We start from the raw sequence: 26920 nt of genomic DNA, 5'->3' as shown, positions 1-26920 counted from the left end.
TTTTCTTAATTCAACTGAAATTCTTTTTTCATCTGAGCCAACTTAGTTCTTACTGAAGTATCTAACTGTTGGTCTCCTACTCTCAAAACATACCCACCTAATAAATCTGGATTTACATTGATTTTTAAATCATGAGATGCTCCAGAATTCACAAGACTAGATGATTTTAATATTTTATCAATATTTTCTTGAGAAAGAGAAGCCGCAGTTGTCAAAGTAATTCTTTGTACTCCGTTGATATCTTCTACTTTATCTATAAAATCTTGTGCTATAAACTTAAGCTGAGCCTCTCTACCTTGACGGATAACTAACGAAATTAAATTTTGACTAGTAGCACTAAGTCCTTTAAAAATTTCTTTAGCTACCGCTATTTTTTTCTTATAGTCAATGAAAGGTGTTTGTAAAAAACGGTTAAGTTCTTTACTCTCACTCATAATCTTAACTACGGTTTTCATATCAGAAAACACAGTAGAGGTTTGCTGAGACTCTTGGGCAAAATCCAAAAGACCCTTAGCATATCTTTTGGCTACTTTAGATGTTCTCATTTTTAGTTAAGATTAGATTTATTCAACATATTCTCTACTAAAGCATTTTGAGCTTCAGTATTATCTAATTTTTGTTTAAGAATAGTTTCGGCTATACTTAGAGATAAAGCACCCACTTGGTTTTTAATATCAGCCATAGCCGCAGACTTCTCTGCTGCTATTGATTGCTTCGCAGCCGCAATCATTTTATCACCTTCTACTTTAGCTACCTCTTTAGCTTCATTTACAATTCTATCCTTAATCTCTCTAGCTTCTTTTAGTATAGCATCTCTTTCTACCTTAGCTTCACGAATAATTCTCTCATTATCCGCTTTTAAATCTTCCATCTCCTTTTTAGCTAATTTTGCTTGATTCAAAGCATCTGCAATAGAAGTCTCTCTATCATTAACCGTTTTAAGGATAGGTTTCCATGCAAACTTAGATAGTAAAAGTACTAAAATAAGGAAAACCACTAAAGACCATATAAGGTTACCTTCTGAAGGAATTAATAAATCCATATTATTTAAGATATTAATTTATATTGTTATTTAATTTTTCTTAAAATCAAAAGAAAAGCGACAGACCAACCGTCTGTACGCTTTTCAGTTTTTAGATTATCCGTTTCCTAGTAATGCTACTACGATACCGAATAGACCAGCACCCTCGATAAGAGCTGCTGCGATAATCATTGCAGTTTGGATTTTTCCTGATTGTTCTGGTTGTCTAGCAATAGCGTCCATTGCGTGACCACCAATTTTACCAATTCCTAATCCTACACCTAGAACTGCTAAACCAGCTCCGATTGCTGCGATACTACCTGTCATAACTTTAAATTTAAAAGGTTGATATTAATTATTTTTTATTTTCTTTAACTTAATTTTAATGATGTCCTTCTTCTACTGCCATTCCTATAAATAGAGCTGTAAGTAATGTAAAGATATATGCCTGCAAAGCTGCTACCAATAACTCTAAAGTGTTTATAAAAAGAGTAAGCATGATAGAAACTGGTGCGATAGCATAAGTTTCCATTATAAATATAAGAGATATTAAACTCAAGATCACGATGTGCCCTGCCGTCATATTCGCAAAAAGACGAATCATCAACGCAAAAGGCTTGGTAAACATACCTAAAATCTCTACTGGTACCAAGATAACATAAACTAAAGCTTTACCTGCCCACGGCATATTGTTCCCTAGTGGGTCAAATATGTGCGACCAATAAGTCTTTTTACCACTAAATGTTACTATAATAAATGTAAGAACTGCCAACACCATTGTAAAGGCAATATTACCTGAAACATTGGCTGCACCTGGAATAAGCCCAAGTAAGTTAACAATCCATATAAATAAGAACAGCGTTACTAAATACGGCGTATACTTTAGATACTTTTTAGTCCCAATATTCTCTAGAGCAATGTCATCTCTCACGAAAAGCACTAAAGGCTCCAAAAATTTAGCTATCCCTCTAGGAACTCCATTAGAAGTGTAGCTAGACTTAGTAGCAAAAGCTAAAATAATTAGTAAAACAGCAGCTAATAAAGTTTGTGCTACATTTTTAGTTATAGAAAAATCCAATGGTCTTTCATTGGAAGGATGCCCATCATGCATCTCTAAAGTACCATTGGCATCAGTTTTGTATACTTTATTATGGTATAACTTATAGTAGTTACCATCTACTTGAGCTACCTCATCCTCGTGATGACCAAAATGAGATGAAGAAAAAATCTTCAATCCATTATCCCAAAGTATCACAGGTAAAGAAAACCCGATACTTTTATCTCCTTCTCCCCAAAGATGCCAACTGTGGGAGTCTGAGATGTGATGCATAATGTCTGGAACTGGATTATACTTCTCTCCAGGTTGTTTAGTCTCGGTAGAGGCATTAGCCCAACCCATCATAAAAATGGTTAACAATAAAATAACTCTCTTGAAGTGCATTTTCTTCAGTTTATAATTTCTGCAAAAGTAGGAAATTGATTTTATATTTTCAAATTAAAAAAAATTAAAATTTTATGATTTTTGTTGGCTTTTAAGATTTTTAGAAATCAGACTGATTATCAAAACTGTTTCTATTAAAAGATAGAAAAAATAAAGCCCCACAGATACCATAAGTTGTTTTTTCAGGTCAGGAAAAACATAAAAAAGATATAAAAAAGCACCCATTTTCAGTATCATAAATGCCATGTAGACAAATCCCATAATATCCTTTTTGAATAAACCAACTCCTCCCACCGTTATAAGACCTAAAAAATGTAGAAAAGCAATCAAAAAATGTAACGACAACGGATATTGAAACAATAGAGATTGTCCAACAATACAAAAAATAGCTACTATACAATAGATTAAAATAAATAGTAAAATTTGACGTAAATATTTCATTCGACAAAAATAGTCTATTAACCCGTTGTGCATTATGAAATGAAAAAAACAAGAGTTGTTTATTAGACTGAAAATCAGTATATTGTTTTTGCTATAAAACGATATAAATGAACAACTTAGAGCAAATATATGAAAGAATTTTGGAAGTTTTAGGACTTTTTTCAGAAAATCAACTGATTAGTTATCAGAGAAGAACACCTAAAATGAGCGATTTAGAAGTCATAAGTCTTAATATTACTGCTGAATACTTGAGTATTGATAGCGAATTACAGTTATTTAGAAAATTGCCAAACTCTCTGATAAACAAAATTGAAGGAAGTGTTTACAATAAGCGAAAACGAAGACTATCCCTACAAACAGAGCAAATTAGACAGCGTATTTCGATGGAGTTCAATGAGTTTGAAGATATTTTTATCGTTGATAGCATGCCAATGAAAGTTTGTGAAAACGCTCGTTCTACTCGTTCAAAAATTTGTAAAGAGCAATCCTATTCTTCACCAACATATGGTTATTGTGCTTCACAGAAATTATATTTCTATGGCTATAAACTACACGCAGTATGTTCTTTAAATGGTGTGATTAAGAATTTTGATATAAGCCCTGCATCCGTTCACGACATCCACTATTTAAAAGATAGTGGTGAGCAAATGCGAAACTGTACTTTAATTGGAGATAGAGGCTATTTATCAGCAAAAGTTCAAATAGATTTATTTAACTATGCTAATATTAAATTAGATACACCAATGAGAAGTAATCAGAAAGATTATATTCCTCAATTTTCATTGTACAAGAAAAAGCGAAAACGAATTGAGACATTTTTCTCTCAACTTTGCGACCAATTTATGATTAAAAGAAACTATGCTAAAACTTTTGAAGGCTTTAAAACAAGGATAATCAGTAAAATAACCGCCGCAACGGTTATTCAATATATCAATAAATTTATCTTCCAAAGAAAATTAAATCATCTAAAAATCAGTATTATTTAAAATGCACAACGAGTGATATTACACAATGATTCCAAAAAAAAATAATTCAATACAAATACCTACTTAAATAATAACTCTTATATTTTGATTTTTGAAGGCAAATTTTATTTAATTTTGCTCCTTATTTTAAAAATATGGAAAAGCCTCATAAGTCTGCAGCTATTAGCTTTATTTTTATTACTCTCCTTATAGACATTACAGGCTGGGGCATTATTATACCTGTAGTACCTAAATTGATAGAAGAACTCATCAATGGAGATATTAGTCTTGCTTCTAAGTATGGGGGGTGGTTGAGTTTCGCTTATGCGGTTATGCAATTTATTTTTGCTCCAGTATTGGGTAATTTAAGTGACCAATTTGGACGGCGTCCTGTTATCCTATTCTTGCTATTAGGTTTTTCAGCAAACTTTTTTCTACAAGCTTGGGCTCCTAGCATTTTATGGTTGTTTATAGGTCGTCTTCTATCCGGTATTACAGGAGCAAGCATCACAACCGCCAGTGCCTACATTGCAGATATAAGTACAGAGCAAGATCGTTCAAAAAACTTCGGAATTATTGGAGCTACATTTGGGCTAGGTTTTATTATTGGTCCCGTACTTGGAGGTGTATTAGGACATTATGGTGCCAGAATACCTTTTTTAGCAGCAGGTGCACTTTGCCTTATCAACTTTCTGTACGGTTTTTTTATACTGCCTGAAAGTCTTTCCAAAGAACACAGACGGAAATTTAATTGGAAAAGAGCTAACCCCATAGGCTCTCTTCTACAGCTAAGAAAATACTCTGAGTTGTATAAACTTATATTAGCTTGATTCTTAGTCTATATTGCCTCACATGCAGTACAAACTAACTGGGCTTATTTTGGTATTTATAGATTTGGTTGGAGTGAAAAAACAGTGGGGATTTCACTAGGTGTAATGGGAGGATTAACAGCTTTAGTACAAGGGGTTATACTGAGAAAAGTAAATCCCAAAATAGGTAATGAAAGAAGTATCTTTTATGGCATTGGTATGTATAGTTTAGGAATGCTGCTTTTCTCATTTGCAGGAAGCAGTTGGATGATGTTTGCCATTCTTGGGATTTATTGTTTGGGAGGAATTGCTGGTCCCTCTTTACAATCCGTTATTTCCACAAAAGTATCTGCGAGTGAGCAAGGCGACCTACAAGGAGCACTTACCAGCATTATTAGTCTCACGAGTATTATTGGTCCGCCTCTTATGACAAATATTTTTTACTATTTCACTCATAACGATGCTCCTTTTAAGTTTGCTGGTGCCCCTTTCTTTGTTGGATTTATTTTAATGAGTATTAGCACCTATATAGTTTACCGTGGATTTTATAAAAATAAAAAATAATTTTTTTCGTTTCATACTTTTATTTGTAATTTAGCAGAATGGATTTTAGTTTTAGTGAAATGTTAGTAATAGCACTAGTAGTATTAGTGCTTTTTGGACCTAAAAAGATCCCAGAAATAGCTCGTGGGTTAGGTGAAGGTGTTAGAAAAATGAAGTCTGCAATGGAAGACATCAAAACCGAAATCATGAAGGAGACAGACAATCCTGTATCTGAAATAAAAAAGGAAATTGAGCAGGTAAAACAATCCGTACAGGAGATAAATCCTTTGAACGATATTAAGAAAGACCTTACCGAAGCGACCAACGATATTGTAAATCTAGATAAAAAAACTAGTATATCACAACTAGACGACGCTCACGAAGGACCTGTAAGCAGATAGAGTAATATGCACAAAATCATAGAGCTTGACCAATCTCTCTTTCTTTATCTAAATGGATTAGGTAATACCTATTTTGACACCTTTTGGGTTATGGTATCAGGCAAACTTACTTGGTTGCCTCTCTATTTTATATTTTTATATCTCATCATAAAAAACTACGAGAAGAAAAAAGTCATTTATATCCTCCTATTTATTACTCTAGGAATTATTACTTCCGACCAGATTGCTAATATTTTTAAAATAGGAGTTCATAGATTTCGTCCGTGCCACGAACCAATCTTAGAGGGATTAGTAAGAGAAGTAAAATGCGGTGGGCCTTTTGGTTTTTATTCAGCACACGCTTCTAACAGCTTCTTTATAGCTTCTTTTATGAACCTTATTTTTTCTAAAAGGATTAAATTTTTCGGACTAATGGTATTCGCTTGGGCATCTTTTGTAGCTTATAGTAGAATTTATTTAGGAGTTCATTATCCACTAGATATTATTTACGGAGCGATGGTTGGTTTTCTCTTAGGTGGCTTTTTTGGGAGTTTGGCACTTTATGCGAGTAAACCTAAAAGGCTTTAAATATTCCTTCCCTTTTATAATTAAGCAATAATACTAAGAAAATAAAACTAATAATCAACTAGTTACAATAAATAGAAACATTTTCATTCTATTTTTTTGGTATTTAAAAAAATCGTCGTATATTTGCATCACAATATCGCGGGGTGGAGCAGTAGGTAGCTCGCAGGGCTCATAACCCTGAGGTCGCACGTTCGAGTCGTGTCCCCGCTACTACTGAGAAAAAGGATGATAAATTATCATCCTTTTTTTATTTTTATGATTACCTCTTTACCTCTTAGTTTAAAAAACTTCTCTAAAAATATCCAACGATTTAGGCTCACTAAATTCAGGAATATGATACTTACAATATCTCATTAGAACATCTATTATATCTCTTCTCTCACTAGTATCTATCGGAGTTTTAATAAATGCCAAACTTTCTATATTTTTTAATATATCTGACAAAACTCTGTTGATAGTAAACTCATTTTCTACCTCTTGAAAGCACCCATTTTTTAAATCAAAGAAAGTACCTTCTGTAAATAAAAATCCATAACCAATATTCTTTATTATGGAATAAATGGAAAATATCAGTGCGTTTTTATTGTCCATATTGATATAAAAATCTTCCACACATTGATAAAGACTATCTTCCACAACTTCATAAGGAACCGTTTTTAGAATAAACTCTGCTAAAAGAGTCATTTGAGCATTATTAACCAAAGTGAAATCTATCATCTTTGATATTTCTGAAGGAGAAATTTGGTTTACTAATGGTAATGCTCCACTTTTGGTTTTGGAAACATTAAAATCCACCCCCATTAAAGGCATAAGATACACTTTCTGCTTATTCCGAGCCAGATAAATATTCTTAACAAAGTAAGACTGAATACCCGCTTCTCTTTCTAAAACACGAAGCACCGCACCAGAATCATTATATTTAGTATAAGATAGTATAAACCCTTGTAAAGATTGCAATTTTAGTGTATTTAATTAACCACTGCTATTTTCGCTGTTGCTTTATCTGTACCGTCTTCGTTGGTCATCAATACAAAATAAATCCCTGAAGCCACACGAGAACCTCTTTGATTTTGTAGATTCCATTCGTAATAACCATTTCTAGAAACCGCTTGATGAATTAAATTACCCGCAGCATCTGTAATACGAATATTGGTTTTTTCAGCCAGTCCTTTTATTTTTACATTTCCCTTAAACTGGCTATAAACCACAGGGTTAGGATAAACTACTACTTCCCCAAATTTTGAGGTTACATTAGCTACATCGCCTTTATAAACCACTATACCATTACTAGTTGCAAAATAAACCTGTCCTGTTTTATCGTTTATTTTAATATCTGTAACTTCGTCCGAAGGAAGAGGAGAATTAGCTTTGGTAAAATGATTGTAAACCTTCTGTCCATCAGCACTTAGAAAGAACACACCTCCTCCATTTACAGATACCCACTTATTATTACCAGAATCTACCGCTATACTCAAAATTTCTGCATCTTTAAAAAGCTCTTCCGCTATGCCATTTTGAGTAATAACTATGGGATTTACTTTTACTTTAGTTCCGTACAAATCGCTCAGAGCATTCGGAAGAATTCTAAGTCCTGTTGTAGAACCTAACCATAGACTATTGTTTTTATCCATCGCCATAGCTGTTACTGATGCGGAAGGTAAGCCTTCTTCAACTCTTAAAATTTGTTTCAAATCATCATCAAAACGAGTAGGCGTGTTGTTAAAATAATAAATTAACAGACCTCCCTCTGATACTCTAGGTCCACCTATGAAAAGTCTATCATTAAAAGCTAGTATACCCGACGAGCTAGTTTTTATATTTGCTGTTTTTATAGTTTCAAATCTAGAGTCATCTCGAGAAATAAAGTACATTCCTCCAAAATTTACATCTCCTTCGAAAAAAGAAAAAGTGGCAAATAAATTATTATTTTTATCGAAGACCAAGTACTCTGGAACATTATACCATTGAGCACTAGAAGTATTAAAAACTTTTGAGAGCTTATTATCAATCATTTTATAAACTCCCTTGGAATTTCTCTGCACATAATTAGTAAAATAAATTTCGCTTGGGTTAGAAGGATTAACAGCAATATCTAAAATATTGAATGCTAGCTGTGAATTATCTAAAAAATACTGTGGATACACCCAACGAGTTCCGTCGTAGTAGTAATAACCTAAATTATTGTCATAAATTACCTGGTAATAGCTTCCCTTTCTACCCGCAGCTACCCATATTTTATCATCAGCAAGAGTAATTCGGGAAGCTGTATTACTATATGGTCCATCTGGTTTAATACTAATAAAATTTTGGTCTAAAATGCCTGAAAAAGCCGTTCCTACAAACAACTTACCATCATACATAGCGCCTGTCGTAAGATAATAAGATGAAAAATCATAAGTGTTTTGCAAAATACCATCAGTAGAAAATTGATAAATTTTATTTACATCACAAACTAAAAAACTGTTGGTTTGGTACACCACATCTTTAATGTTAGTAAAAGAATATGGTAAACGCTGAAAATTATTTCCAAAATAGATTTCTGTTTTTGTGGCAAATAGATAATCCTGTCCATTGGTATCAGATTGCAATAAATCAAATGCATTAAGCCTTTGCCAAGTGAGATAAATAGAAAATTCCAAATCTATTTTGTGAGAATAAAGTCCTCTAGATGTAGAAGCATACACCACATTATCTTTTACAAAAGCTTCATTTGAGGCTATAAAATTGTTCCCTTCCTGAAAAAATACAGTTTCCTCAAACTCTTTTTTATCCAAATTAAAGATAGAAACCCCATAACCTGCCGAAATTATCGCTAGATTATCTTTTATAAAGATATGATTGATTTTTTTTGAACCTTGATAACTCCTTGTTATAGGAATATCTACAATTAAATTAACTCCATTAGGTGTAACAATATCTAAAGCTCCTGTTTCGTAGCCTATCAACCCTATTTTAGTATCGGGATTATAGTCAAACGCCGTAATACCAACCTCATGAAGCCCATTAGCTTTTGACAATTTCCTAATCTCTCCAGAAGCTACATTATAGTAAAATAAACCGCTTTTAGTAGCCGTAATAAGCTCTGTTCCATCTTGTTCTATTTTAACAATATAGTTATATGAAAACAAATCTTGCCATTTGCTCTCTTGAGCTAATACTAAAAAGCTCACACTAAGTACTAAAAGCGAAAATATTTTCTTCATCTTAAACCATTATCTTATCATCTATCACTTGGTTGTTCCAAGCTATATTTTTAATCTTCTTTTGGCTATCGAAATAGAAGTCTATTCTTCCTAGTAATAAACCAGCCCAACCCACTTGATTTATCAAAACTTTATTTCCTTTTCTATTGATAAAAGATTGTGGTTCTGGTAAAAAAGTATGCGTATGACCTCCTAAAATTAAATCTATATTATCTGTTTTTTGAGCCAATTCTACATCACATATTTTATTGGTATGCTCTCCTTTGTAAGAATAACCAATATGAGACAAGCAGATTACCAAATCACATTTCTTTTCATTTCTAAGCATATCAGCGTATTGCTGAGCTATTTCTACAGGGTGATGCCAAACAGTTTCTTTATACTGTTTTTTACCTACAAGCCCTTCTAGTTCTATGCCTACTCCGAAAATCCCAATTCTGATTCCGTCTTTATTAAAAATTTTATACGGTTGCGTTTTTCCGTCTAGTATGGTGTTTTTAAAATCATAGTTAGAGCATATAAACGGAAATTTAGCATTAGGCAAAGCCTTTAAAAATCCTTCTAAACCATTATCAAAATCGTGGTTACCCATCGTAGCGGCATCATAACCCATCATAGACATCAGTTTAAACTCTAATTCTCCGCCAAACATATTAAAGTAAGGCGTCCCTTGAAAAATATCACCACTATCTAAAAGTAGTACATTTCGCTCCTGCTGTCTAATTTCTTTTACCAAATGAGCTCTCCTTGCAAAACCTCCTTGATTAGGATTCCTAGTATAATTAGCATCAAAAGGTTCTATTCTACTGTGTTGGTCATTAGTATGAAGAATTGTTATTTTTTTGTCTGAACTATTGAAAAGTGTGGTATTAGCCAAGAAAGTATTAGGTACTAATGATAATGCTAAAGTCCCACCTCCTATTGTTTTTATAAAATCTTTACGGTTCATAGTTTTTTTTAATTATTAAAACTCGTTGTGCATTTTAAATAATACTGATTTTTAGATGATTTAATTTTCTTTGGAAGATAAATTTATTGATATATTGAATAACCGTTGCGGCGGTTATTTTACTGATTATCCTTGTTTTAAAGCCTTCAAAAGTTTTAGCATTGTTTCTTTTAATCATAAATTGGTCGCAAAGTTGAGAGAAAAATGTCTCAATTCGTTTTCGCTTTTTCTTGTACAATGAAAATTGAGGAATATAATCTTTCTGATTACTTCTCATTGGTGTATCTAATTTAATATTAGCATAGTTAAATAAATCTATTTGAACTTTTGCTGATAAATAGCCTCTATCTCCAATTAAAGTACAGTTTCGCATTTGCTCACCAATATCTTTTAAATAGTGGATGTCGTGAACGGATGCAGGGCTTATATCAAAATTCTTAATCACACCATTTAAAGAACATACTGCGTGTAGTTTATAGCCATAGAAATATAATTTCTGTGAAGCACAATAACCATATGTTGGTGAAGAATAGGATTGCTCTTTACAAATTTTTGAACGAGTAGAACGAGCGTTTTCACAAACTTTCATTGGCATGCTATCAACGATAAAAATATCTTCAAACTCATTGAACTCCATCGAAATACGCTGTCTAATTTGCTCTGTTTGTAGGGATAGTCTTCGTTTTCGCTTATTGTAAACACTTCTTTCAATTTTGTTTATCAGAGAGTTTGGCAATTTTCTAAAGAACTGTAATTCGCTATCAATACTCAAGTATTCAGCAGTAATATTAAGACTTATGACTTCTAAATCGCTCATTTTAGGTGTTCTTCTCTGATAACTAATCAGTTGATTTTCTGAAAAAAGTCCTAAAACTTCCAAAATTCTTTCATATATTTGCTCTATGTTGTTCATTTATATCGTTTTATAGCAAAAACAATATACTTATTTTCAGTCTAATAAACAACTCTTGTTTTTTTCATTTCATAATGCACAACGGGTTATTACTAATAATATACCTGTTGCAACCTTTTTCTCCATTTTCTTTTTGGATAGCCATCATCATTAGGATAGAACCTAAGGTATCTTTAGTGATTTCTTGGTTAAATGAGGTTAGGTCTAACACACCATTTACTTGTGATAAAACTTGGATTTGTTCTTCACAGGAAAGGCTTGAATAGTTCTCGGGAATAATTTTTCCAGAGGTAGATTTTGCAATATCTTCTATCACAATTCGATGGATTCTAGAATCTTGTCTGATGTCTAGACTTGCAAAATAGAATCCAAAGATATCAACTTTATAGAGTAAAGCATCTAGCTCATCTACAAATAGAGATTGATGTTCTGAGATTAAAATGGCTCGTATTTCTTCAAGAGATTGTCTGAACTCTTGAAGCGTTAGAGTGTTTTCTTCTTCTAAAAATGCTGCTTTATAGAGTTGGTCTTCTAGATTTTTTACTAAATGTTCCACTCCTTTAAAAGTGAGTCTTCTTTTTAGGACTCTGATGTCTTTATAGTAGTTTTTTAGAATACTTTTTTTGAGTCTCTCTGCTACTTTTAGAGTGGTTTCTGGTTTTACAAAAGGGTTACCATCTCTATCGCCTCCGGGCCAAAAGCCTAGTTCTACCACGGGGTTTTTAAGAGCTTCATCTTTCAAAATATGTTTTTTAAGATAGCTGTAAATATTCCCCATAGAATGGTAAAATACATTTTCTAAATACCAAATAAGCCCAATAGCTTCATCTAACGGACTTGGTTTTTCCTTTTTATAGAAAGGCGTTTTACCTAGCTGTGCTAGAAGTTTTTTGATGGTGGTTAAGTCATTATCTTTAATCGCTTGGGTTAAATCGTTAATGATAACCAATACAGAGTCTGGATAGAATTGAGTTGGGTGAGCAGTAAGTACAGGTCTTACTTTAAGTTTTTGTAGAGTAGCTTTAAGTTCAGTAACCTTGTTACGAGCTTCGGCTTTCTCTTTCATATTTCGGATACTGCCCAGTCCGTCCATATTATTTACTGTGGAAAAGGCGGCATCTTCTATGGCATCAAATAAAACTACTTGCCTTTCAATATATTGTATAAACCTAAACAGAAGGTCGTTAGTTTCTTTTTCGGAGGATTGTGGAGCGTATTTTTTGAAAAACTCTTCTACGATTTCGGTAGGTGTTTTATTATCTTGATAGCCTTTTTTACATTCTTCGCCAAACAGAGGCAAAAATCTCCCCACATTAGACACACCACTGAAAGGTAATGTCATAAAAATACTGTTGTAAATCTGATATTTAGATAACACACTTTCTTCAAAACGCTCTAGTTTTGTTTTTCTATCCTCCATAATATATATTTGTTTTAATCTAAAACTATTTCTGGGATTTCTCCTTCTATAATGAGTTTCCCAGCTGTTGCCTTTTTAATATCGTCTAGGCTTACATTAGGTGCTTTTTCTAATAATTTAAAGCCTCCTTCGGGTACTATTTCGTAAACGCCAAGCTCTGTAACTACTTTTTTGATACATTTAACTCCTGTAAGAGGTAAGCTACATTTTTGGAGAAGTTTAGACTCGCCGTGTTTATTCACCTGTTGCATTGCCACAATAATATTCTTTGCGGAAGCAACTAAATCCATCGCACCTCCCATACCTTTTACCATTTTACCCGGTATTTTCCAGTTAGCGATGTCTCCGCTTTCGGAAACTTCCATCGCTCCTAGTATGGTTAAATCTACTTTTTGAGCTCTAATCATACCGAAACTCATCGCTGAATCAAAAACTACTGAACCTGGTAAAGTAGTGATGGTTTGCTTACCTGCGTTTATTAAATCTGCATCCTCTTTGCCTTCCTCTGGAAAGGGTCCCATTCCGAGTAACCCATTTTCGGATTGCAATACAACATTTATGCCTTTCGGAATGTAGTTGGCAACTAGGGTAGGGATACCTATGCCTAGATTAACATAGGAATTATTTTTTATTTCTTTAGCAATTCTTTGTGCTATTTGTTCTTTTGTTAAAGCCATAATTAAGTTTAGTCTTGATTGGTTTTTCTTACGGTTCTTTGCTCTATTCTCTTCTCGTAATTTTCTCCTTGGAAAATACGGTGTACATAAATTCCAGGAGTATGTATTTGGTCAGGGTCTAATGTTCCTGCAGGTACAAGTTCTTCTACCTCTGCAATCGTAATTTTACCAGCCATTGCCATTGGTGGATTAAAATTTCTAGCAGTAGAACGATATATTAAATTTCCTGCTGTGTCGCCTTTCCAAGCTTTAACGATGGCAAAATCAGCATCAAAAGCATATTCTAAAAGATAATCTTTACCATTAAAGTTTCTGACCTCTTTACCTTCGGCAACTTCTGTCCCTACGCCAGCAGGTGTGAAAAAAGCAGGCATACCATACCCCGCAGCCAAACATCTAGTCGCTAGAGTCCCCTGTGGGATAAGTTCTACCTCTAACTCTCCGCTTAGTAGTTGTCTTTCAAATTCGGCATTTTCTCCCACATAGGAAGAAATCATTTTTTTTATTTGTTTATTTTGAAGTAAAAGTCCTAGTCCAAAATCATCAACACCTGCATTATTAGAAATACAAGTGAGATTTTTTACATTTTTTCTTACCAGCTCAGCAATGCTATTCTCTGGGATTCCACATAGCCCAAATCCGCCAAGCATAATGGTCATTCCGTCTTTGATACCTTCGCAGGCTTCTTGTACATTTTTAACTGTTTTATCTATCATTGTTCAGATTTAATTCTATTGATTTATTAAACTTTTATACCTTTTTTCATACTTATTAAAGCCCACAAAGTAGTAGTACAGGCTAAGAATAGCCGAAGCTGCCAACCAAATAATCCCATTTTTTCCTAAAAAGGCTTTAAAATCATCAGGTTGAGTAATGAAATAATTGATAGGAGCAGCAATAAGTATAAACATAAAGGCGATTACTACGCCTTGCCTTACCGAAAACTTAAGCCTACTTTGTCGTAAGTTTTGCCATAAAGCGATAAATCGTTTGTCTTTTTCGTTCATAGTTTAAATTTTGTTTTTATAGTTTATTTTTATGAGAAAGCACTAATACTCGTGATATCCATACCTGTTATTAAAAGATGAATATCGTGAGTACCTTCGTAAGTAATTACGGATTCTAGATTGGCGGCGTGTTGCATCATAGAAAAATCTCCCATAATCCCCATTGCTCCTAGTATTTGTCTGCTTTCCCTAGCGATATCTAATGCCATTTTTACATTATTTCTTTTAGCCATAGAAATTTGTGCTGGAGTAGCTTTGTTTTCATTTTTAAGCAGACCTAAACGCCACGAAAGAAGTTGAGCTTTAGTAATTTCTGTGAGAAACTTGGCTAATTTCTTTTGTTGAAGCTGAAAGCTACCAATAGGTTTCCCAAATTGTGTACGCTCTTTGGCGTATTGTACTGCGGTGCAATAGCAATCTATAGCAGCACCTATAACACCCCAAGAAATCCCATATCTAGCAGAGTTAAGACAGGACAACGGACCTTTAATTCCTTTTACATTTGGGAGGATATTTTCTTTAGGGATTTTCACATTTTGGAATACCAATTCTCCCGTTCTAGAGGCCCTTAGACTCCATTTATTGAGTGTTTCTGGAGTAGTGAAACCTTCCATTCCTCTTTCTACGATTAACCCTCTAATGGTATTGGTTTCATCTTTAGCCCAAACAATAGCAATGTCGCAAGTAGGAGCATTGGTAATCCACATTTTAGCTCCATTAAGCAAAAAATAATCGCCTATGTCTTTAATGTGAGTTTCCATATCAGACGGATTAGAGCCATGATTAGGTTCGGTAAGCCCGAAAGCTCCTGTAATTTCACCCGCACCGAGTAAAGGTAGGAATTTTCTTTTTTGTTCTTCTGTTCCAAATTCAAAAATAGGATACATTACCAATGATGATTGCACTGAAGCCGCAGAACGCACCGCAGAATCTCCTCTTTCTAACTCTTGCATAATGATGCCGTAGGAAATTTGGTCTAGCCCAGCACCGCCATACTCTTTTGGAATATAGGCTCCTAGAGCTCCTATTTTGCCCAATTGTTGCATTAGATTGGGGATTTCTTTGTGTGTTTGTGCAGCGTTATCTATCTGAGGAATTACAGAACTTTGTACCCATTGTCTCACAGAATTTCTAACCAATTTATGCTCTTCGGTAAGAAGGTTATCTAGCATGTAATAGTCTGGGATACTATTAAGTGGATAATAACTCATACTAATGTGATAAGGTTGATTTAAACGCTACTAATATAGTTAAAATTAACTCGTTGTGCATTTTAAATAATACTGATTTTTAGATGATTTAATTTTCTTTGGAAGATAAATTTATTGATATATTGAATAACCGTTGCGGCGGTTATTTTACTGATTATCCTTGTTTTAAAGCCTTCAAAAGTTTTAGCATAGTTTCTTTTAATCATAAATTGGTCGCAAAGTTGAGAGAAAAATGTCTCAATTCGTTTTCGCTTTTTCTTGTACAATGAAAATTGAGGAATATAATCTTTCTGATTACTTCTCATTGGTGTATCTAATTTAATATTAGCATAGTTAAATAAATCTATTTGAACTTTTGCTGATAAATAGCCTCTATCTCCAATTAAAGTACAGTTTCGCATTTGCTCACCAATATCTTTTAAATAGTGGATGTCGTGAACGGATGCAGGGCTTATATCAAAATTCTTAATCACACCATTTAAAGAACATACTGCGTGTAGTTTATAGCCATAGAAATATAATTTCTGTGAAGCACAATAACCATATGTTGGTGAAGAATAGGATTGCTCTTTACAAATTTTTGAACGAGTAGAACGAGCGTTTTCACAAACTTTCATTGGCATGCTATCAACGATAAAAATATCTTCAAACTCATTGAACTCCATCGAAATACGCTGTCTAATTTGCTCTGTTTGTAGGGATAGTCTTCGTTTTCGCTTATTGTAAACACTTCTTTCAATTTTGTTTATCAGAGAGTTTGGCAATTTTCTAAATAACTGTAATTCGCTATCAATACTCAAGTATTCAGCAGTAATATTAAGACTTATGACTTCTAAATCGCTCATTTTAGGTGTTCTTCTCTGATAACTAATCAGTTGATTTTCTGAAAAAAGTCCTAAAACTTCCAAAATTCTTTCATATATTTGCTCTATGTTGTTCATTTATACCGTTTTATAGCAAAAACAATATACTGATTTTCAGTCTAATAAACAACTCTTGTTTTTTTCATTTCATAATGCACAACGGGTTTAAAATTATTATATTTGAATAAAATAAATTTGGTTATGGTAAAAATATTTGACTCAGGATTTCTATACGAAGTAGAGATTATGAAGTCTAAACTTTTATCTGAAGGTATAGAAAGCTATATTAAAAATGAGTATGTTAATAATGTAGCTGTAATGCCTGTAAACCAAAACTATATCCTTGTAGTAGATGAGAGTTTGGCAGACCAAGCAAGAGAGATTTTGGATAGGGTAGAAGAGTAAATTAAAAAGATATGCAGTGGAATAGCTCCTTATACCAAACGAAGGTTGGAGAACATCGTAAGAAAAATGTGATATGGATTTCTTTTCCGTATCAGAAGGAGCTTATTGACCTTCTTAAAAAACATACCACTGCCCATTGGTCGGCTAGTCAAAAGAGCTGGTATGTGCCTAACAATAAACATTATAGAGAACTATTTAGTATCACAGAAGAGCCTTTGGTTGGCAAAATGGTATTTTCAAAAATAAAAGCGGTTAATCGTCCTGCTTTTGAACGTTTTCAAGAACATTTAAAACTAAAAGGATACAGCCGAAATACGCTTAGAACTTATGCTGTAGAGTTTGCCCAACTGCTTTATGTCTTAAAAGATTTCTCAGTAGATGAATTGTCCGAAGAACGCTTAAGGGCTTATTTTCTCTATTGTTTTGAGGATTTAAAACTTTCGGAAGCAGAAATAAACAGCCGAATCAATGCGATTAAATTTTACTTTGAGCAAGTCTTACATCGTAAAAAAATGTTTTTTGATATTCCTCGTCCTAAAAAGAAAAAACAGTTGCCAAAGAGTTTAAATAAAAAACAAATTTTAAAAATATTTGAAGTAACCACCAACCTCAAACATAGATGTATGTTACAACTTTGCTATGGTATGGGCTTGAGAGTGAGTGAGATTGTGAATTTAAAACTAGAGGATATATGTAGCGAAACTATGCGTGTGCGAATTGAGAATGCTAAAGGTAAAAAAGATCGTATGGTACCTTTGCCTGAAAGTATTTTGCCTGAACTTAGAGCTTACTATCGGGAGTATAAACCTAAAAAGTATCTATTTGAAGGACAGTATGGCGGAGTGTATTCTGTAAGGTCGGTTCAGTCGGTTTTTAAAACTGCGATGAGAAAGGCAGGTATAAATAAGACCGTAGGTATACACGGTTTAAGACACAGCTATGCTACTCATCTTCTAGAAATGGGGACAGATATAAGATATATACAGGAGTTTTTGGGACATAATAATATCAAGACTACTCAAATCTATACGCAGGTTACTCCCGAGCATCAGCGGACAATAAAAAGCCCATTGGATAGTTTAAAGTAATGATTATTGTTTCTTTTTTACCAAAAGAAGCCACTCTTCGTCTAATGGCAGATAGCCTTGGTCATAAACAAAAAAGTAGGTTTTACCGTTTTGGGTATTGATGATAGAGGTGATTAAGTCAAAATTAAATCCTTTGTTAAAGAGTTTTATTTTAGGGATTTTAGTTTTTTCCTCTATATTTAGTTCAGATAATATCCTGTAATTTTTCCTTAGTTGATTGTTTGTATTTCGCATAAGGTTGGTATGGTCTTTATTCATACGGTTGTTGTAGGAATTTCGGCAACTATCTGAGCAAAATTTTTTATCTTCTCTACCTACTATTGTTTCGTTGCATTCTAGACATTGTTTCATTATAACTGGTGTTTATGTGGAGCTGTTAACTTAACAAATATAGGCTAAATGTCTGTTATACACTACTGATTTCTCAGTTTAATGATGTCTCAGAGATTATATCAATATTTCAATATTAATAGATTTATTTTACGGCCGTGAAATAGACAAGCAATGCTATCCCTACGATAATTCTATACCAGCCCCAAGGTTTAAAACCGTATTTTTTTATCACTCCTATAAAAAATTTAATAGCTATCACAGCAACTACAAAAGCCACTAGATTACCCGCTAAAAATAGTTTTAGGTTATCACCGTGTGTAAGCATTTCGTAGCCTTTTTGTTCTACCCCTAAGTATTCCCATTTTTTTACAAAAATAGAATATACCGTAACAGCAAGCATGGTGGGTACAGCTAGAAAGAAAGAAAACTCAGCAGCAGCCTCTCTAGATAATTTTTGTTGCATACCTCCAATAATGGAAGCTGCACTTCGGCTAGTACCAGGCATCATAGCTAAACATTGCCAAAAACCGATGGTAATAGCTTTTTTTATACTGATTTCTTTTTCTGTATGTATTTCAGGAGTTTTGAATACTTTATCAATAAATAGAAGAACCACGCCACCTAGAACTAAAACTACGGCGATGGGAATAGGGTTTCCTAAGACAGACTCTATCATATCATCAAATAGATAACCCAAAACCAATGCTGGAACCACAGCAAAACCGAGTTTGATATAAAAGTTGAAATTCTGAAAATTGAAAAACTTTTTCCAATATAAAAATACCACAGCAAGGATTGCCCCCAACTGTATCGATACTTGAAACATTTTAACAAATTCGTCTTCTTGTATTCCGAATATAGAACTTGTGAAAATCATATGTGCCGTAGAGGAAACTGGTAAGTACTCTGTTAAACCTTCAATAATGGCAATAATAATAGCTTCTAAAAAATTCATAACTTAAAAAGTTTAAAGCAAAAGTCAATTGCATTATAGAAACAATTGACTTTAGTTTTTTGCATTATAAAAAATGATTATTTTCTTTTCAAAATAGCATAGACTTGTATCACAAATCCTGTAACAACTAATAGTGGAGCAATGCGTATCCTTCTGATAGAAAAAATATCCTCATTCCAATAGTTTGGGTCAAATTTACCATCAGGAGTTGTGTTAGCCCCAGAGCCCATCATAAGGATAAAACCAAGGACTACACACACTAAACCTATAAGCATCCACTTATAATTGACCTTTTTGAAATAAAAACTATTTTCGTTTGCTTTATTATTTTGTTCTGTCATAGTCTAAGAATAGTATAAATCATCAATATTAGTTCTAAGGAATCTCCAAGTTGCAAAAATGGTACTTAGAACGGTGATAAGAACTCCTACGCCAAAAACAACTAAAACTAGTTGTATGTACTGATTAGTATCTTGTACAAACGGAGTTCCTATTTGGTTAGTAAAGTAGTACCAAACCCCGAATAGTGCTAAAAGCCCAATAACAGCACCTATAAGTCCTAGTATAACGGCTTCTATGATGAACGGTTTAAGGATGAAACGACGCTTAGCACCTACAAGTTGCATCGTTTTAATAATGAATCTTTTAGAGAAAATTTTTAATCTAATAGAGTTGTTAATCAGTACAATCGCTAAAATTAAAAATACCAAAGAAAATGCTAATATCCAAGTGAGTATTCTATTCAGGTTGTTGTAAACCTCAATCATTAAGTCGCTGTTATTTTTTACTTCTACAATGCCATCTACTTTTTCTAATTCTTTAACCACGCCTTGTATTTCTTTAGGGCTTACGAAATCTGGCTTTAGAGAAACCTCTACTGAAGACGGGAATATATTTTCTTCAAAAAGAGCATCAGCATCTATCCCCATACTTTTCTTAGCTTCTTTAGACGCTTGTTGTCTTGAGATAAAAGTCGTTTTTTTAACAAAAGGAAGTGCTTGTATCGTCTTTATAGCCTCTTGCTCCTGTTTTGCTATTTTTAGAGAGTCCTTAGCATCGTAATTTTCGGAAAAAAAAGCATTTACTACAAGCTGTTCTTTAATATAGTCTGAATATTTTTGAGCATTGATGAGTATAAGACCAAAAAGCCCTACCAAAAACAAAACTAATGCTATACTAATAACTACCGTGATATTGCTGGATCTCAGCCTTCTTTTGTTAAAATCGTCTACTGTATTAGCCATTAAATAAAATTTTTCGGCTAAAATAGAAAAAATCTTCCGAAATTTGCTCCCAATAAGACTAAAATCATTGTTAATAAAATCATAAAAAAATCATTTCATTTTGACAGTAAAAGCTAAAAAACACCTCGGGCAACATTTTCTTAACGATGAAAACATAGCATCTAAAATTGTAGAAGCTTTAGAGGTTGATGTTCAGGATTTTGTCTTAGAAGTAGGTCCAGGTATGGGAGTTTTAACCAAATATCTTCTTAATAAAAATTCAGAAATATTTGTGGCAGAGATAGATGTAGAGTCTATTGCTTACCTTAAAGAACATTACCCCAAATTAGAAGAAAAACACTTTGTAGGTGATTTTTTAAAAGCTAACCTAGCTGAAATTTTCAATTCGGAACAGGTTTCTGTTATAGGGAATTTTCCATACAATATTTCATCACAGATTTTATTTAAAATTATAGATAATTACGCCCAAATACCAGAAATGGTGGGAATGTTCCAAAAAGAAGTCGCCGAAAGAACTTCTGCAGAACCTCGCACTAAAAGTTATGGGATTCTGTCGGTAATGGTTCAGGCGTATTATGATGTAAAGTATCTTTTTACCGTTAGCGAAAATGTTTTTACGCCACCACCTAAAGTGAAATCTGGAGTTATCAGGCTTACCAGAAATCCTAAAAAAGGTCTAGAAGGCAACGAAGTTTTATTTAAACAAATTGTAAAAGCAGGCTTTAATCAAAGACGAAAAAAATTAAGTAACGCTCTTAAAGGACTTAATATTCCCGACGCTTTATTAACGCATAATTTCTTAACTTTGCGAGCGGAAGAACTTAGTGTAGAAGATTTTATCATCTTTACTATTGAGTGGAAAAATGCACTAAAATCATCAGCCGTTTAACTTTTAAATAAAGACTATTTTGACTGAAACCATTGCTCTTAGAGAACTGATAAAAAATCTCATCAAGGAGAAAAATGCTAAAGAGGTAGCTCTGATGCTTTCCGAAATGGAGGCACCAGACATTGCTTCTATATTTGAAGATTTAGAGGAGGAAGAACAGCATTTTCTCTACGATTTAATGAGTAATGAGAAATCTGCAGAAGTACTCTTAGAGATAGATGAAGACGAGCGAAAGAGCTTTATGAAAGGGCTCTCTTCGCAAGAGATTGCAGATGAGATTATCAATGAGATAGATTCTGACGATGCGGCGGATATTATTTCTGAACTTCCAGAACATCAGCAGACCGAAATTATCCAAAGGTTAGATGACGAAGAACACGCTCAAAGTATCGTAGACTTACTTAGGTATGATGAAGACGAGGCTGGAGGTCTTATGGCAACGGAAATGGTGAAGGTTAATCAGAACTTAACCATTATTTTGGCGGTCAAAGAGATGAGAAAGCAAGCCGAAGATTTAGATGAGGTGTATTCTATCTATGTAGTAGATGATAATGATAAACTGCTAGGACTTTTAAGTTTAAAAAAACTACTTACAACCACTTCTTCTACTAAAGTTTCGGAGGTTTATAATCCTAAAATCCGTTCGGTGATGGATACGGATACGGCTGAGGAAGTAGCAAGATTTATGCAAAAGTACGACCTTTTTGAGGTTCCTGTGGTTGATGCTAGAGGCAATCTGGTAGGACGTATTACGATAGATGATGTTATTGATTTCATAACCGAAGAAGCAGAGAAAGACTATCAGTTAGCATCGGGTATCTCCTTAGATGTCGACTCTACAGATACCATTTTTTCGCTTACAAAAGCACGCTTACCATGGCTTTTTATAGGTATGGTAGGTGGTTTAATAGGTTCGCAGGTACTGCAAGGGAATCAAGATGCCCTCCAAAAGATACCTGCTCTTATGTTTTTTGTGCCTCTAATAGCCGCAACGGCAGGTAATATTGGAGTACAAGCATCGGCGATTATTGTACAAGGTTTAGCTAATAATACTTTGGGTACAGACACCGTTAAAACCTTGATAAAGGAAGTGAGCGTTTCCGCAGCATCGGGAGTTATTTTATCAGTTATCATTCTTTCGTTTAATTTGCTTGTCAATAGGCACGATATGATGGTGTCTATTGCTATCTCGGTTTCGCTGTTGGCGGTTATTTTGGTGGCTGCTGTTATTGGGACTATAGTGCCTATTCTCCTTAATAAAAATAAAATAGATCCCGCAATAGCCACAGGTCCATTTATTACAACTTCTAACGATATTTTAGGAGTTTTGATTTACTTTACCATAGCAAAACTAATGTTGCATATTTAGAGGTGGTAGTTGTAATTTTGTAACAAACATTTTATTAATGAAGGAAATATTAACCTTATCAATCATTTTTTTTATAACCTCTTGCTCTGCTTAAAAACAACCATAACTGAAAATGGACAACAAGGAAAAGGGCATTTAAAGAACAATATGAGACAAGGGAAATGGACTTCCTTTAAGAATGGGAATTTAAATTCCATTGGAAATTTTTCTCAGGATAAAAAAAATGGAAAATGGAAATATTTTTATTCAAATAGAAAATTGCATCAAAAAGGCAAATATATTGACGATAAACAAAATGGAATATGGAATTATTATTTTGATAGCGGGGAATTTATGGGAAAAGGGCAAATAATAGATAATAAGCAGAATGGATTATGGAAATGGTTTCATAAAAACGGAAAATTATATACTGAACGATTTTATGCTAGCGGAAGACTAATGAAAATAAAATCCTGCTATGATAAAAAAGGAAATGAAATGAATTGCGGAAAAATTATCGACGGTAGTGGAATAATGCTTTTTCATGATATAGAAAATGAAACGGATACAATTCAAAAATTTGAATTTGAAAATGGAATAATAAAAAACTAATTTGCAGAAGATGGAGTTAGGGAAATGATAGGGAGATTAGTAATACTTGTATTACAAAATGCTTTTCTTTTATAAAAAATAAAGATGAAAATCATTAAGGAAATATTAAAATATTTGACATTAGTTTTTCTTCTGTTAATACTACTTAAGCTAACAAAGTGTTATGGAGATTATGTAGAATCAGTTTATGATATTATAATAATTCCGTTTGTGTTTTGTTTAATATTAGTTAATGGTTTGATTTTATATTTCTATCAAAAGCGAAGAAAAAAAACTCAGAACTCTAAAGATTATTTGTTTGTTTGGTATGATTGGAGTTTTGTTCAATATATTTAATAATTGCCACTCAAAAAATGGAGAAGTGATATCCACATATTCTATTGGTACTGAAACAAAAACAGAAATAACATTATTTGAAAATCAAACATTCCAAATTACAGAATATTCGCCTCATGCTTTTCACCATTGGAACGGTAAGTACAAAATTTCTAATGATACCTTATATTTAAAAAATATTGACTTTGAAAAGTTATCTTATTTACAACTTACGGATAAATACTTATACGATACAAATACTAAAAATTTCTTTTCAGAAGGGTTAGCCCTCTTGTAAAAAAGTAGTAAATTAGCAACGATTCTAAAAAGTATTTAAAATGAAATTAAGAGAAAAAAATCCCGCATTAGTTTTAATCGATGTTCAAAAGGCTTTTCTTGAAGAAGATTATTGGGGCGGAAATCGTAATAATAAAAATGCTGAAGAAATTTGTGGTAAAATTCTGCAAAAATGGCGTGAATTAAATTTACCAATCTTTCATATAAGGCATAGTTCGGATAATCCTAAATCAAAACTTCATATCACAAATGCAGGATTTGAATTTAGCGAATATGTTACACCAAATGATTCTGAGGCTATCATTACTAAAAATGTAAATAGTGCATTTATTGGAACTACATTAAAAGAGCAAATTGATAGTTTAAATATTAACACATTAGTAATTGTAGGAATAACTACCAACCATTGTGTTTCTACAACAACTAGAATGTCTGGAAATTATGGTTATGAAACTTATCTCATTTCGGACGCTACAGCAACATTTGACAGGATTGGAATTAATGGAGAAAAATACGATTCGGAGTTAATTCATCAGACAACGCTTGCAAACCTGAATGAGGAATTTGCAATTGTTTGGAATTCTGAAAAATTATTTAAAGAGATTTAAAAGAATTAAAGATAAAAGAAAGCCCAAATATTATATGAAAAATAGGCTTGGAGATGCTTTTTATGATAAACATTACTTCATGAAAAAAAGATTAGTAGTACTTTCTGGGGCGAGTATTTCTGCTGAAAGTGGCATTAAAACATTTAGAGATTCTAATGGGCTGTGGGAAAACCACCGTATAGAAGATGTGGCGAGCCCAGAAGGGTTTGCTAGAAATCCGCAATTGGTTTTAGATTTTTATAATCTTAGAAGAAGGCAATTAGCAGAGGTTAAACCAAATTTGGCTCATAGCATTTTAGCAGAATTAGAAAAATATTATGAGGTAACTATTATTACTCAAAATGTAGATGATTTACACGAAAGAGCGGGGTCTTCTCATATTATTCATCTTCACGGAGAACTTAAAAAGGCGAGACCTATAAACTCTGAAAGCGAGATTATAAATTGGGAAACTGACCTTAATCTAGGAGACAAAAATGAAAAAGGCGTTCAACTTAGACCTCATATTGTATGGTTTGGTGAGGCTGTGCCTGAAATGGAGAAAGCTATAGATATAGCAACCTCGGCAGATTTATTTTTAGTGATAGGAACTTCGTTACAAGTTTATCCTGCGGCATCTTTGGTACATTATATTCCACAGCATTGCGAGTTGTTTCTTATTGACCCTCAAATTCCCGAGCGTTATACAAAAAAGGCTACTTGCTTTGCTACTTCGGCAACAGAAGGTATGATAAAATTAAAAGAGATACTTTTAGCTGAGTTTTAATCTAGCCTTACTAAAAGAGCATCACAAACTACCTTGCTGAAAGAGTGGAAAATACCGTTTATAGTAACCATCATAGAAGCGTCAAATTTTTCTTTTTTGTTTACAGTAAGTTGGCTTCCTAAATTGAGTTGTTTATCATTCAAAAAGCTAAGGAAATCTTTGGTATCTACAGTTACAGCGGCTAGTGTTACCTTAGAGCCTTCGGTACATTCGCTGAGTTTCTTTAGATTTTGCTCTATGATGTTGCCCTCTTTGTCAGGGATAGGTTCTCCGTGAGGATCTACTTTAGGGTAATTAAGTAATTCGTCCATTTTATCAAAAAACTCCTCAGAGTGTATATGCTCTAGTTCCTCGGCTATTTTGTGCACATTTTCCCAACCGAAGCCCATTTTTTCTACCAAAAACATCTCTGTAAGCCTATGTTTTCTAATAACTAACGCAGCTTCTTTTTGTCCAATTTCGGTAAGGATAATGGGTTTGTAGCTTTCGGTAATCACCCAGTTCTTTTGAGCAAATTTTTTCATCATACTATTAACACTCGGCATTTTAATGTTCAAAAATTTGCTGAGTTCGTTTACTGTAACCTCGTTGTTATCAGTCTTTAGATGAAATAAAGCCTTTAGGTAATTTTCTTCTGTAAGAGAGTTCATAGACACAAAAATAAAAGATTTTTTTGTGTGGGAGATAGTATTCTAAAACTTTTTCTTTTTAAAGTAAATGAATGTGGCTATAATAATGCTCAGCATTACACCTAAAGTTGCAAAATAACCATATTTATGATGAAGCTCTGGCATAAATTCAAAGTTCATTCCATAAAGTCCAGCGATGAAGGTAATTGGTAAAAAATAGACTGAGTACATCGCTAATAGTTTCATCACTTGGTTGGCTTTTTGGTCAGATAAGGCGATATATACAGAGATGAGGTTAGTAATCTGAGCACTAATATGGTCAAAATCAGACATCACATCTTTTTGTTTATCTACAAGGTCTGCTATTTCAATATCTTTTAGATTAAGTTTTTTAAAAGCACCTATCCAATCCGAAGACATGTTAAGTACTCTAGCATTAAGCCCTGCCTTTCTTTTAATTTTGTAGAGTTTTTTTATAGGGTTGAGCTGAGGGCTATTTTGCATAAAAATCTCAGTCTCTAACTTATCAATAATCTCTATAAGTTTTTTGCTTTCGTCATCAAAGGATTTCATTATCTTGAGTCCTAAGATTAGAGCTAACTTATCTGGAGAATATTTCTTGTATTTATCAGGATTTTTGTTAAGGTCTTCTTTAATTTCTAGAATACTCTTATTATCAGTTCTATGTATAGTGATAATTATTTTTTCTATGATAAATATGCCTAATTTAGTACTTACATCATTGATGCCATTTAAGTTTTTTCTTTGGAGTTCTACATTTTCTCTAGTTAAGAAAAATTTTACGCCTTCTACTTCTTCAAATTTAGGAAGATGACTTGGGTCTACAGTATCATCTAAGTGTAACTTATTGATATGGAACTGATGATGTAGGGAGTCTAAATCTTCTTTGGTAGGAGCTGTAACATCAATCCATTTACAGAGGTCGCTTTCAAAAATAGTATCTATAGGCATTATAGAGTTTTTAATGGTATAAAAGCTA

30 protein-coding genes, 1 tRNA gene and 2 pseudogenes are annotated in these 26920 nt (G+C 33.3%); 13 read left to right on the top strand and 20 right to left on the bottom strand.

All coding sequences use genetic code 11. The annotated features are described in order from the left end of the window. Window positions 1-5: 5 nt before the first annotated feature. The 4 genes from atpH to atpB all read right to left on the bottom strand — a co-directional run bounded on the left by atpH (window position 6) and on the right by atpB (window position 2462). Window positions 6-545, bottom strand: a complete 540-nt coding sequence (gene atpH, locus VIX88_RS12530; RefSeq protein ID WP_064968363.1) for an ATP synthase F1 subunit delta — start codon at window positions 543-545, stop codon at window positions 6-8. Window positions 546-547: 2 nt separating this feature from the next. After that, entirely contained in the window at window positions 548-1042 is a 495-nt protein-coding gene (locus tag VIX88_RS12525) for a F0F1 ATP synthase subunit B (RefSeq protein WP_222535111.1), read from the bottom strand. Window positions 1043-1138: 96 nt separating this feature from the next. Beyond that, entirely contained in the window at window positions 1139-1348 is a 210-nt protein-coding gene (atpE, locus tag VIX88_RS12520) for an ATP synthase F0 subunit C (RefSeq protein WP_004919949.1), read from the bottom strand. Between the two features lie 55 nt (window positions 1349-1403). Next, the gene (gene atpB / locus VIX88_RS12515; RefSeq protein ID WP_064968365.1) at window positions 1404-2462 is read right to left on the bottom strand and encodes a F0F1 ATP synthase subunit A; all 1059 of its coding nucleotides are present in this window, start codon (window positions 2460-2462) and stop codon (window positions 1404-1406) included. Window positions 2463-3010: 548 nt separating this feature from the next. On the opposite strand from atpB, the gene VIX88_RS12510 reads away from it, so the two are divergent. The 5 genes and pseudogenes from VIX88_RS12510 to VIX88_RS12490 all read left to right on the top strand — a co-directional run bounded on the left by VIX88_RS12510 (window position 3011) and on the right by VIX88_RS12490 (window position 6398). Then, on the top strand, window positions 3011-3889 hold the full coding sequence (locus tag VIX88_RS12510) for an IS982-like element ISRa1 family transposase (protein WP_127919809.1): 879 nt from the start codon (window positions 3011-3013) through the stop codon (window positions 3887-3889). 134 nt (window positions 3890-4023) lie between these two features. Continuing rightward, window positions 4024-5241, top strand: a pseudogene (locus tag VIX88_RS12505) (TCR/Tet family MFS transporter). A 38-nt stretch (window positions 5242-5279) separates the two neighbouring features. Then, window positions 5280-5621, top strand: coding sequence for a Sec-independent protein translocase subunit TatA/TatB (locus VIX88_RS12500; RefSeq protein WP_064964491.1), 342 nt, complete (start codon window positions 5280-5282; stop codon window positions 5619-5621). A 6-nt stretch (window positions 5622-5627) separates the two neighbouring features. Then, on the top strand, window positions 5628-6188 hold the full coding sequence (locus tag VIX88_RS12495) for a phosphatase PAP2 family protein (protein ID WP_064964490.1): 561 nt from the start codon (window positions 5628-5630) through the stop codon (window positions 6186-6188). Between the two features lie 137 nt (window positions 6189-6325). Further along, window positions 6326-6398: transfer RNA gene (locus tag VIX88_RS12490), tRNA-Met, on the top strand. 69 nt (window positions 6399-6467) lie between these two features. Here VIX88_RS12490 and recO read toward each other — a convergent pair. The 10 genes and pseudogenes from recO to VIX88_RS12440 form a co-directional block, all read right to left on the bottom strand. Then, complete coding sequence (gene recO, locus VIX88_RS12485; protein ID WP_214193923.1) at window positions 6468-7145, bottom strand: DNA repair protein RecO; 678 nt, start codon at window positions 7143-7145, stop codon at window positions 6468-6470. An 11-nt stretch (window positions 7146-7156) separates the two neighbouring features. After that, window positions 7157-9391, bottom strand: a complete 2235-nt coding sequence (locus VIX88_RS12480) for a two-component regulator propeller domain-containing protein (RefSeq protein ID WP_064971077.1) — start codon at window positions 9389-9391, stop codon at window positions 7157-7159. 1 nt (window position 9392) lies between these two features. Beyond that, window positions 9393-10340 (bottom strand): bifunctional metallophosphatase/5'-nucleotidase, encoded by a 948-nt coding sequence (locus VIX88_RS12475; RefSeq protein ID WP_064971076.1) that lies wholly within the window; start codon window positions 10338-10340, stop codon window positions 9393-9395. 34 nt (window positions 10341-10374) lie between these two features. Further along, a complete protein-coding gene (locus tag VIX88_RS12470) occupies window positions 10375-11253 on the bottom strand; it encodes an IS982-like element ISRa1 family transposase (protein ID WP_127919818.1) in 879 nt (292 codons plus the stop codon). Window positions 11254-11338: 85 nt separating this feature from the next. Beyond that, window positions 11339-12673 (bottom strand): annotated as a pseudogene (locus VIX88_RS12465) (phosphoenolpyruvate carboxylase); the annotation flags it as partial. Between the two features lie 14 nt (window positions 12674-12687). Then, window positions 12688-13350, bottom strand: coding sequence for a 3-oxoacid CoA-transferase subunit B (locus VIX88_RS12460; RefSeq protein ID WP_004918832.1), 663 nt, complete (start codon window positions 13348-13350; stop codon window positions 12688-12690). An 8-nt stretch (window positions 13351-13358) separates the two neighbouring features. Beyond that, entirely contained in the window at window positions 13359-14066 is a 708-nt protein-coding gene (locus tag VIX88_RS12455) for a CoA transferase subunit A (protein ID WP_004918839.1), read from the bottom strand. A 15-nt stretch (window positions 14067-14081) separates the two neighbouring features. Further along, window positions 14082-14357, bottom strand: coding sequence for a hypothetical protein (locus VIX88_RS12450; protein WP_004918841.1), 276 nt, complete (start codon window positions 14355-14357; stop codon window positions 14082-14084). A 29-nt stretch (window positions 14358-14386) separates the two neighbouring features. Further along, window positions 14387-15568 carry an acyl-CoA dehydrogenase family protein gene (locus tag VIX88_RS12445; protein ID WP_064970920.1) on the bottom strand — a complete coding sequence of 394 codons (1182 nt, stop codon included), beginning with the start codon at window positions 15566-15568 and terminating at the stop codon, window positions 14387-14389. Window positions 15569-15630: 62 nt separating this feature from the next. Continuing rightward, a complete protein-coding gene (locus VIX88_RS12440) occupies window positions 15631-16509 on the bottom strand; it encodes an IS982-like element ISRa1 family transposase (protein WP_127919822.1) in 879 nt (292 codons plus the stop codon). Between the two features lie 123 nt (window positions 16510-16632). Between VIX88_RS12440 and VIX88_RS12435 the strand changes: the two genes are divergently transcribed. Beyond that, the gene (locus tag VIX88_RS12435) at window positions 16633-16836 is read left to right on the top strand and encodes a putative signal transducing protein (protein WP_214193918.1); all 204 of its coding nucleotides are present in this window, start codon (window positions 16633-16635) and stop codon (window positions 16834-16836) included. An 11-nt stretch (window positions 16837-16847) separates the two neighbouring features. After that, window positions 16848-17924 carry a tyrosine-type recombinase/integrase gene (locus VIX88_RS12430; protein ID WP_154212622.1) on the top strand — a complete coding sequence of 359 codons (1077 nt, stop codon included), beginning with the start codon at window positions 16848-16850 and terminating at the stop codon, window positions 17922-17924. 3 nt (window positions 17925-17927) lie between these two features. Here the strand turns inward: VIX88_RS12430 and VIX88_RS12425 are convergent, their stop codons facing one another. From VIX88_RS12425 to VIX88_RS12410, 4 genes are all read right to left on the bottom strand, one after another. Next, window positions 17928-18275 (bottom strand): hypothetical protein, encoded by a 348-nt coding sequence (locus VIX88_RS12425; protein WP_064970916.1) that lies wholly within the window; start codon window positions 18273-18275, stop codon window positions 17928-17930. 124 nt (window positions 18276-18399) lie between these two features. After that, window positions 18400-19212, bottom strand: a complete 813-nt coding sequence (locus tag VIX88_RS12420) for an undecaprenyl-diphosphate phosphatase (protein ID WP_064970914.1) — start codon at window positions 19210-19212, stop codon at window positions 18400-18402. 77 nt (window positions 19213-19289) lie between these two features. After that, window positions 19290-19553, bottom strand: a complete 264-nt coding sequence (locus VIX88_RS12415) for a DUF3098 domain-containing protein (RefSeq protein ID WP_064970912.1) — start codon at window positions 19551-19553, stop codon at window positions 19290-19292. A gap of 3 nt (window positions 19554-19556) precedes the next feature. Next, entirely contained in the window at window positions 19557-20456 is a 900-nt protein-coding gene (locus VIX88_RS12410; RefSeq protein WP_064970910.1) for a cell division protein FtsX, read from the bottom strand. Window positions 20457-20556: 100 nt separating this feature from the next. Between VIX88_RS12410 and rsmA the strand changes: the two genes are divergently transcribed. From rsmA to VIX88_RS12380, 6 genes are all read left to right on the top strand, one after another. Beyond that, window positions 20557-21345, top strand: coding sequence for a 16S rRNA (adenine(1518)-N(6)/adenine(1519)-N(6))-dimethyltransferase RsmA (gene rsmA, locus VIX88_RS12405; protein ID WP_154212623.1), 789 nt, complete (start codon window positions 20557-20559; stop codon window positions 21343-21345). A 19-nt stretch (window positions 21346-21364) separates the two neighbouring features. Continuing rightward, on the top strand, window positions 21365-22714 hold the full coding sequence (mgtE, locus tag VIX88_RS12400; RefSeq protein ID WP_154212624.1) for a magnesium transporter: 1350 nt from the start codon (window positions 21365-21367) through the stop codon (window positions 22712-22714). A gap of 147 nt (window positions 22715-22861) precedes the next feature. Next, window positions 22862-23305: a toxin-antitoxin system YwqK family antitoxin gene (locus tag VIX88_RS12395; protein ID WP_127919963.1), complete on the top strand. Its 444-nt coding sequence runs from the start codon at window positions 22862-22864 to the stop codon at window positions 23303-23305. A gap of 361 nt (window positions 23306-23666) precedes the next feature. Beyond that, a complete protein-coding gene (locus VIX88_RS12390; RefSeq protein WP_237190326.1) occupies window positions 23667-23918 on the top strand; it encodes a hypothetical protein in 252 nt (83 codons plus the stop codon). A 40-nt stretch (window positions 23919-23958) separates the two neighbouring features. After that, on the top strand, window positions 23959-24525 hold the full coding sequence (locus tag VIX88_RS12385) for a cysteine hydrolase family protein (RefSeq protein WP_064970898.1): 567 nt from the start codon (window positions 23959-23961) through the stop codon (window positions 24523-24525). 79 nt (window positions 24526-24604) lie between these two features. Next, on the top strand, window positions 24605-25291 hold the full coding sequence (locus VIX88_RS12380; RefSeq protein WP_064964580.1) for an SIR2 family NAD-dependent protein deacylase: 687 nt from the start codon (window positions 24605-24607) through the stop codon (window positions 25289-25291). Here the strand turns inward: VIX88_RS12380 and VIX88_RS12375 are convergent. After that, window positions 25288-25941, bottom strand: a complete 654-nt coding sequence (locus VIX88_RS12375; RefSeq protein ID WP_064964577.1) for a metal-dependent transcriptional regulator — start codon at window positions 25939-25941, stop codon at window positions 25288-25290. The two genes, VIX88_RS12380 and VIX88_RS12375, sit on opposite strands and share 4 nt — an antisense overlap. Window positions 25942-25983: 42 nt before the next feature. Further along, window positions 25984-26892 carry a CorA family divalent cation transporter gene (locus VIX88_RS12370; protein WP_064964578.1) on the bottom strand — a complete coding sequence of 303 codons (909 nt, stop codon included), beginning with the start codon at window positions 26890-26892 and terminating at the stop codon, window positions 25984-25986. Between the last annotated feature and the right edge of the window lie 28 nt (window positions 26893-26920).

The organism is Riemerella anatipestifer, from assembly GCF_035666175.1.
Classification (GTDB): domain Bacteria; phylum Bacteroidota; class Bacteroidia; order Flavobacteriales; family Weeksellaceae; genus Riemerella; species Riemerella anatipestifer_D.
Note: the sequence above shows the minus strand (reverse complement) of the source record. Positions and strands in the feature narration are given on the sequence as shown.

What these genes read in the sequence shown, in the direction of transcription:
- atpH (WP_064968363.1), bottom strand. Translation starts at nt 545, where the DNA reads ATGAGAACATCTAAAGTAGCCAAAAGATATGCTAAGGGTCTTTTGGAT.
- VIX88_RS12525 (WP_222535111.1), bottom strand. Translation starts at nt 1,042, where the DNA reads ATGGATTTATTAATTCCTTCAGAAGGTAACCTTATATGGTCTTTAGTG.
- atpE (WP_004919949.1), bottom strand. Translation starts at nt 1,348, where the DNA reads ATGACAGGTAGTATCGCAGCAATCGGAGCTGGTTTAGCAGTTCTAGGT.
- atpB (WP_064968365.1), bottom strand. Translation starts at nt 2,462, where the DNA reads ATGCACTTCAAGAGAGTTATTTTATTGTTAACCATTTTTATGATGGGT.
- VIX88_RS12510 (WP_127919809.1), top strand. Translation starts at nt 3,011, where the DNA reads ATGAACAACTTAGAGCAAATATATGAAAGAATTTTGGAAGTTTTAGGA.
- VIX88_RS12500 (WP_064964491.1), top strand. Translation starts at nt 5,280, where the DNA reads ATGGATTTTAGTTTTAGTGAAATGTTAGTAATAGCACTAGTAGTATTA.
- VIX88_RS12495 (WP_064964490.1), top strand. Translation starts at nt 5,628, where the DNA reads ATGCACAAAATCATAGAGCTTGACCAATCTCTCTTTCTTTATCTAAAT.
- VIX88_RS12480 (WP_064971077.1), bottom strand. Translation starts at nt 9,391, where the DNA reads ATGAAGAAAATATTTTCGCTTTTAGTACTTAGTGTGAGCTTTTTAGTA.
- VIX88_RS12475 (WP_064971076.1), bottom strand. Translation starts at nt 10,340, where the DNA reads ATGAACCGTAAAGATTTTATAAAAACAATAGGAGGTGGGACTTTAGCA.
- VIX88_RS12470 (WP_127919818.1), bottom strand. Translation starts at nt 11,253, where the DNA reads ATGAACAACATAGAGCAAATATATGAAAGAATTTTGGAAGTTTTAGGA.
- VIX88_RS12460 (WP_004918832.1), bottom strand. Translation starts at nt 13,350, where the DNA reads ATGGCTTTAACAAAAGAACAAATAGCACAAAGAATTGCTAAAGAAATA.
- VIX88_RS12455 (WP_004918839.1), bottom strand. Translation starts at nt 14,066, where the DNA reads ATGATAGATAAAACAGTTAAAAATGTACAAGAAGCCTGCGAAGGTATC.
- VIX88_RS12450 (WP_004918841.1), bottom strand. Translation starts at nt 14,357, where the DNA reads ATGAACGAAAAAGACAAACGATTTATCGCTTTATGGCAAAACTTACGA.
- VIX88_RS12445 (WP_064970920.1), bottom strand. Translation starts at nt 15,568, where the DNA reads ATGAGTTATTATCCACTTAATAGTATCCCAGACTATTACATGCTAGAT.
- VIX88_RS12440 (WP_127919822.1), bottom strand. Translation starts at nt 16,509, where the DNA reads ATGAACAACATAGAGCAAATATATGAAAGAATTTTGGAAGTTTTAGGA.
- VIX88_RS12435 (WP_214193918.1), top strand. Translation starts at nt 16,633, where the DNA reads ATGGTAAAAATATTTGACTCAGGATTTCTATACGAAGTAGAGATTATG.
- VIX88_RS12430 (WP_154212622.1), top strand. Translation starts at nt 16,848, where the DNA reads ATGCAGTGGAATAGCTCCTTATACCAAACGAAGGTTGGAGAACATCGT.
- VIX88_RS12425 (WP_064970916.1), bottom strand. Translation starts at nt 18,275, where the DNA reads ATGAAACAATGTCTAGAATGCAACGAAACAATAGTAGGTAGAGAAGAT.
- VIX88_RS12420 (WP_064970914.1), bottom strand. Translation starts at nt 19,212, where the DNA reads ATGAATTTTTTAGAAGCTATTATTATTGCCATTATTGAAGGTTTAACA.
- VIX88_RS12415 (WP_064970912.1), bottom strand. Translation starts at nt 19,553, where the DNA reads ATGACAGAACAAAATAATAAAGCAAACGAAAATAGTTTTTATTTCAAA.
- VIX88_RS12410 (WP_064970910.1), bottom strand. Translation starts at nt 20,456, where the DNA reads ATGGCTAATACAGTAGACGATTTTAACAAAAGAAGGCTGAGATCCAGC.
- VIX88_RS12395 (WP_127919963.1), top strand. Translation starts at nt 22,862, where the DNA reads ATGAGACAAGGGAAATGGACTTCCTTTAAGAATGGGAATTTAAATTCC.
- VIX88_RS12385 (WP_064970898.1), top strand. Translation starts at nt 23,959, where the DNA reads ATGAAATTAAGAGAAAAAAATCCCGCATTAGTTTTAATCGATGTTCAA.
- VIX88_RS12380 (WP_064964580.1), top strand. Translation starts at nt 24,605, where the DNA reads ATGAAAAAAAGATTAGTAGTACTTTCTGGGGCGAGTATTTCTGCTGAA.
- VIX88_RS12375 (WP_064964577.1), bottom strand. Translation starts at nt 25,941, where the DNA reads ATGAACTCTCTTACAGAAGAAAATTACCTAAAGGCTTTATTTCATCTA.
- VIX88_RS12370 (WP_064964578.1), bottom strand. Translation starts at nt 26,892, where the DNA reads ATGCCTATAGATACTATTTTTGAAAGCGACCTCTGTAAATGGATTGAT.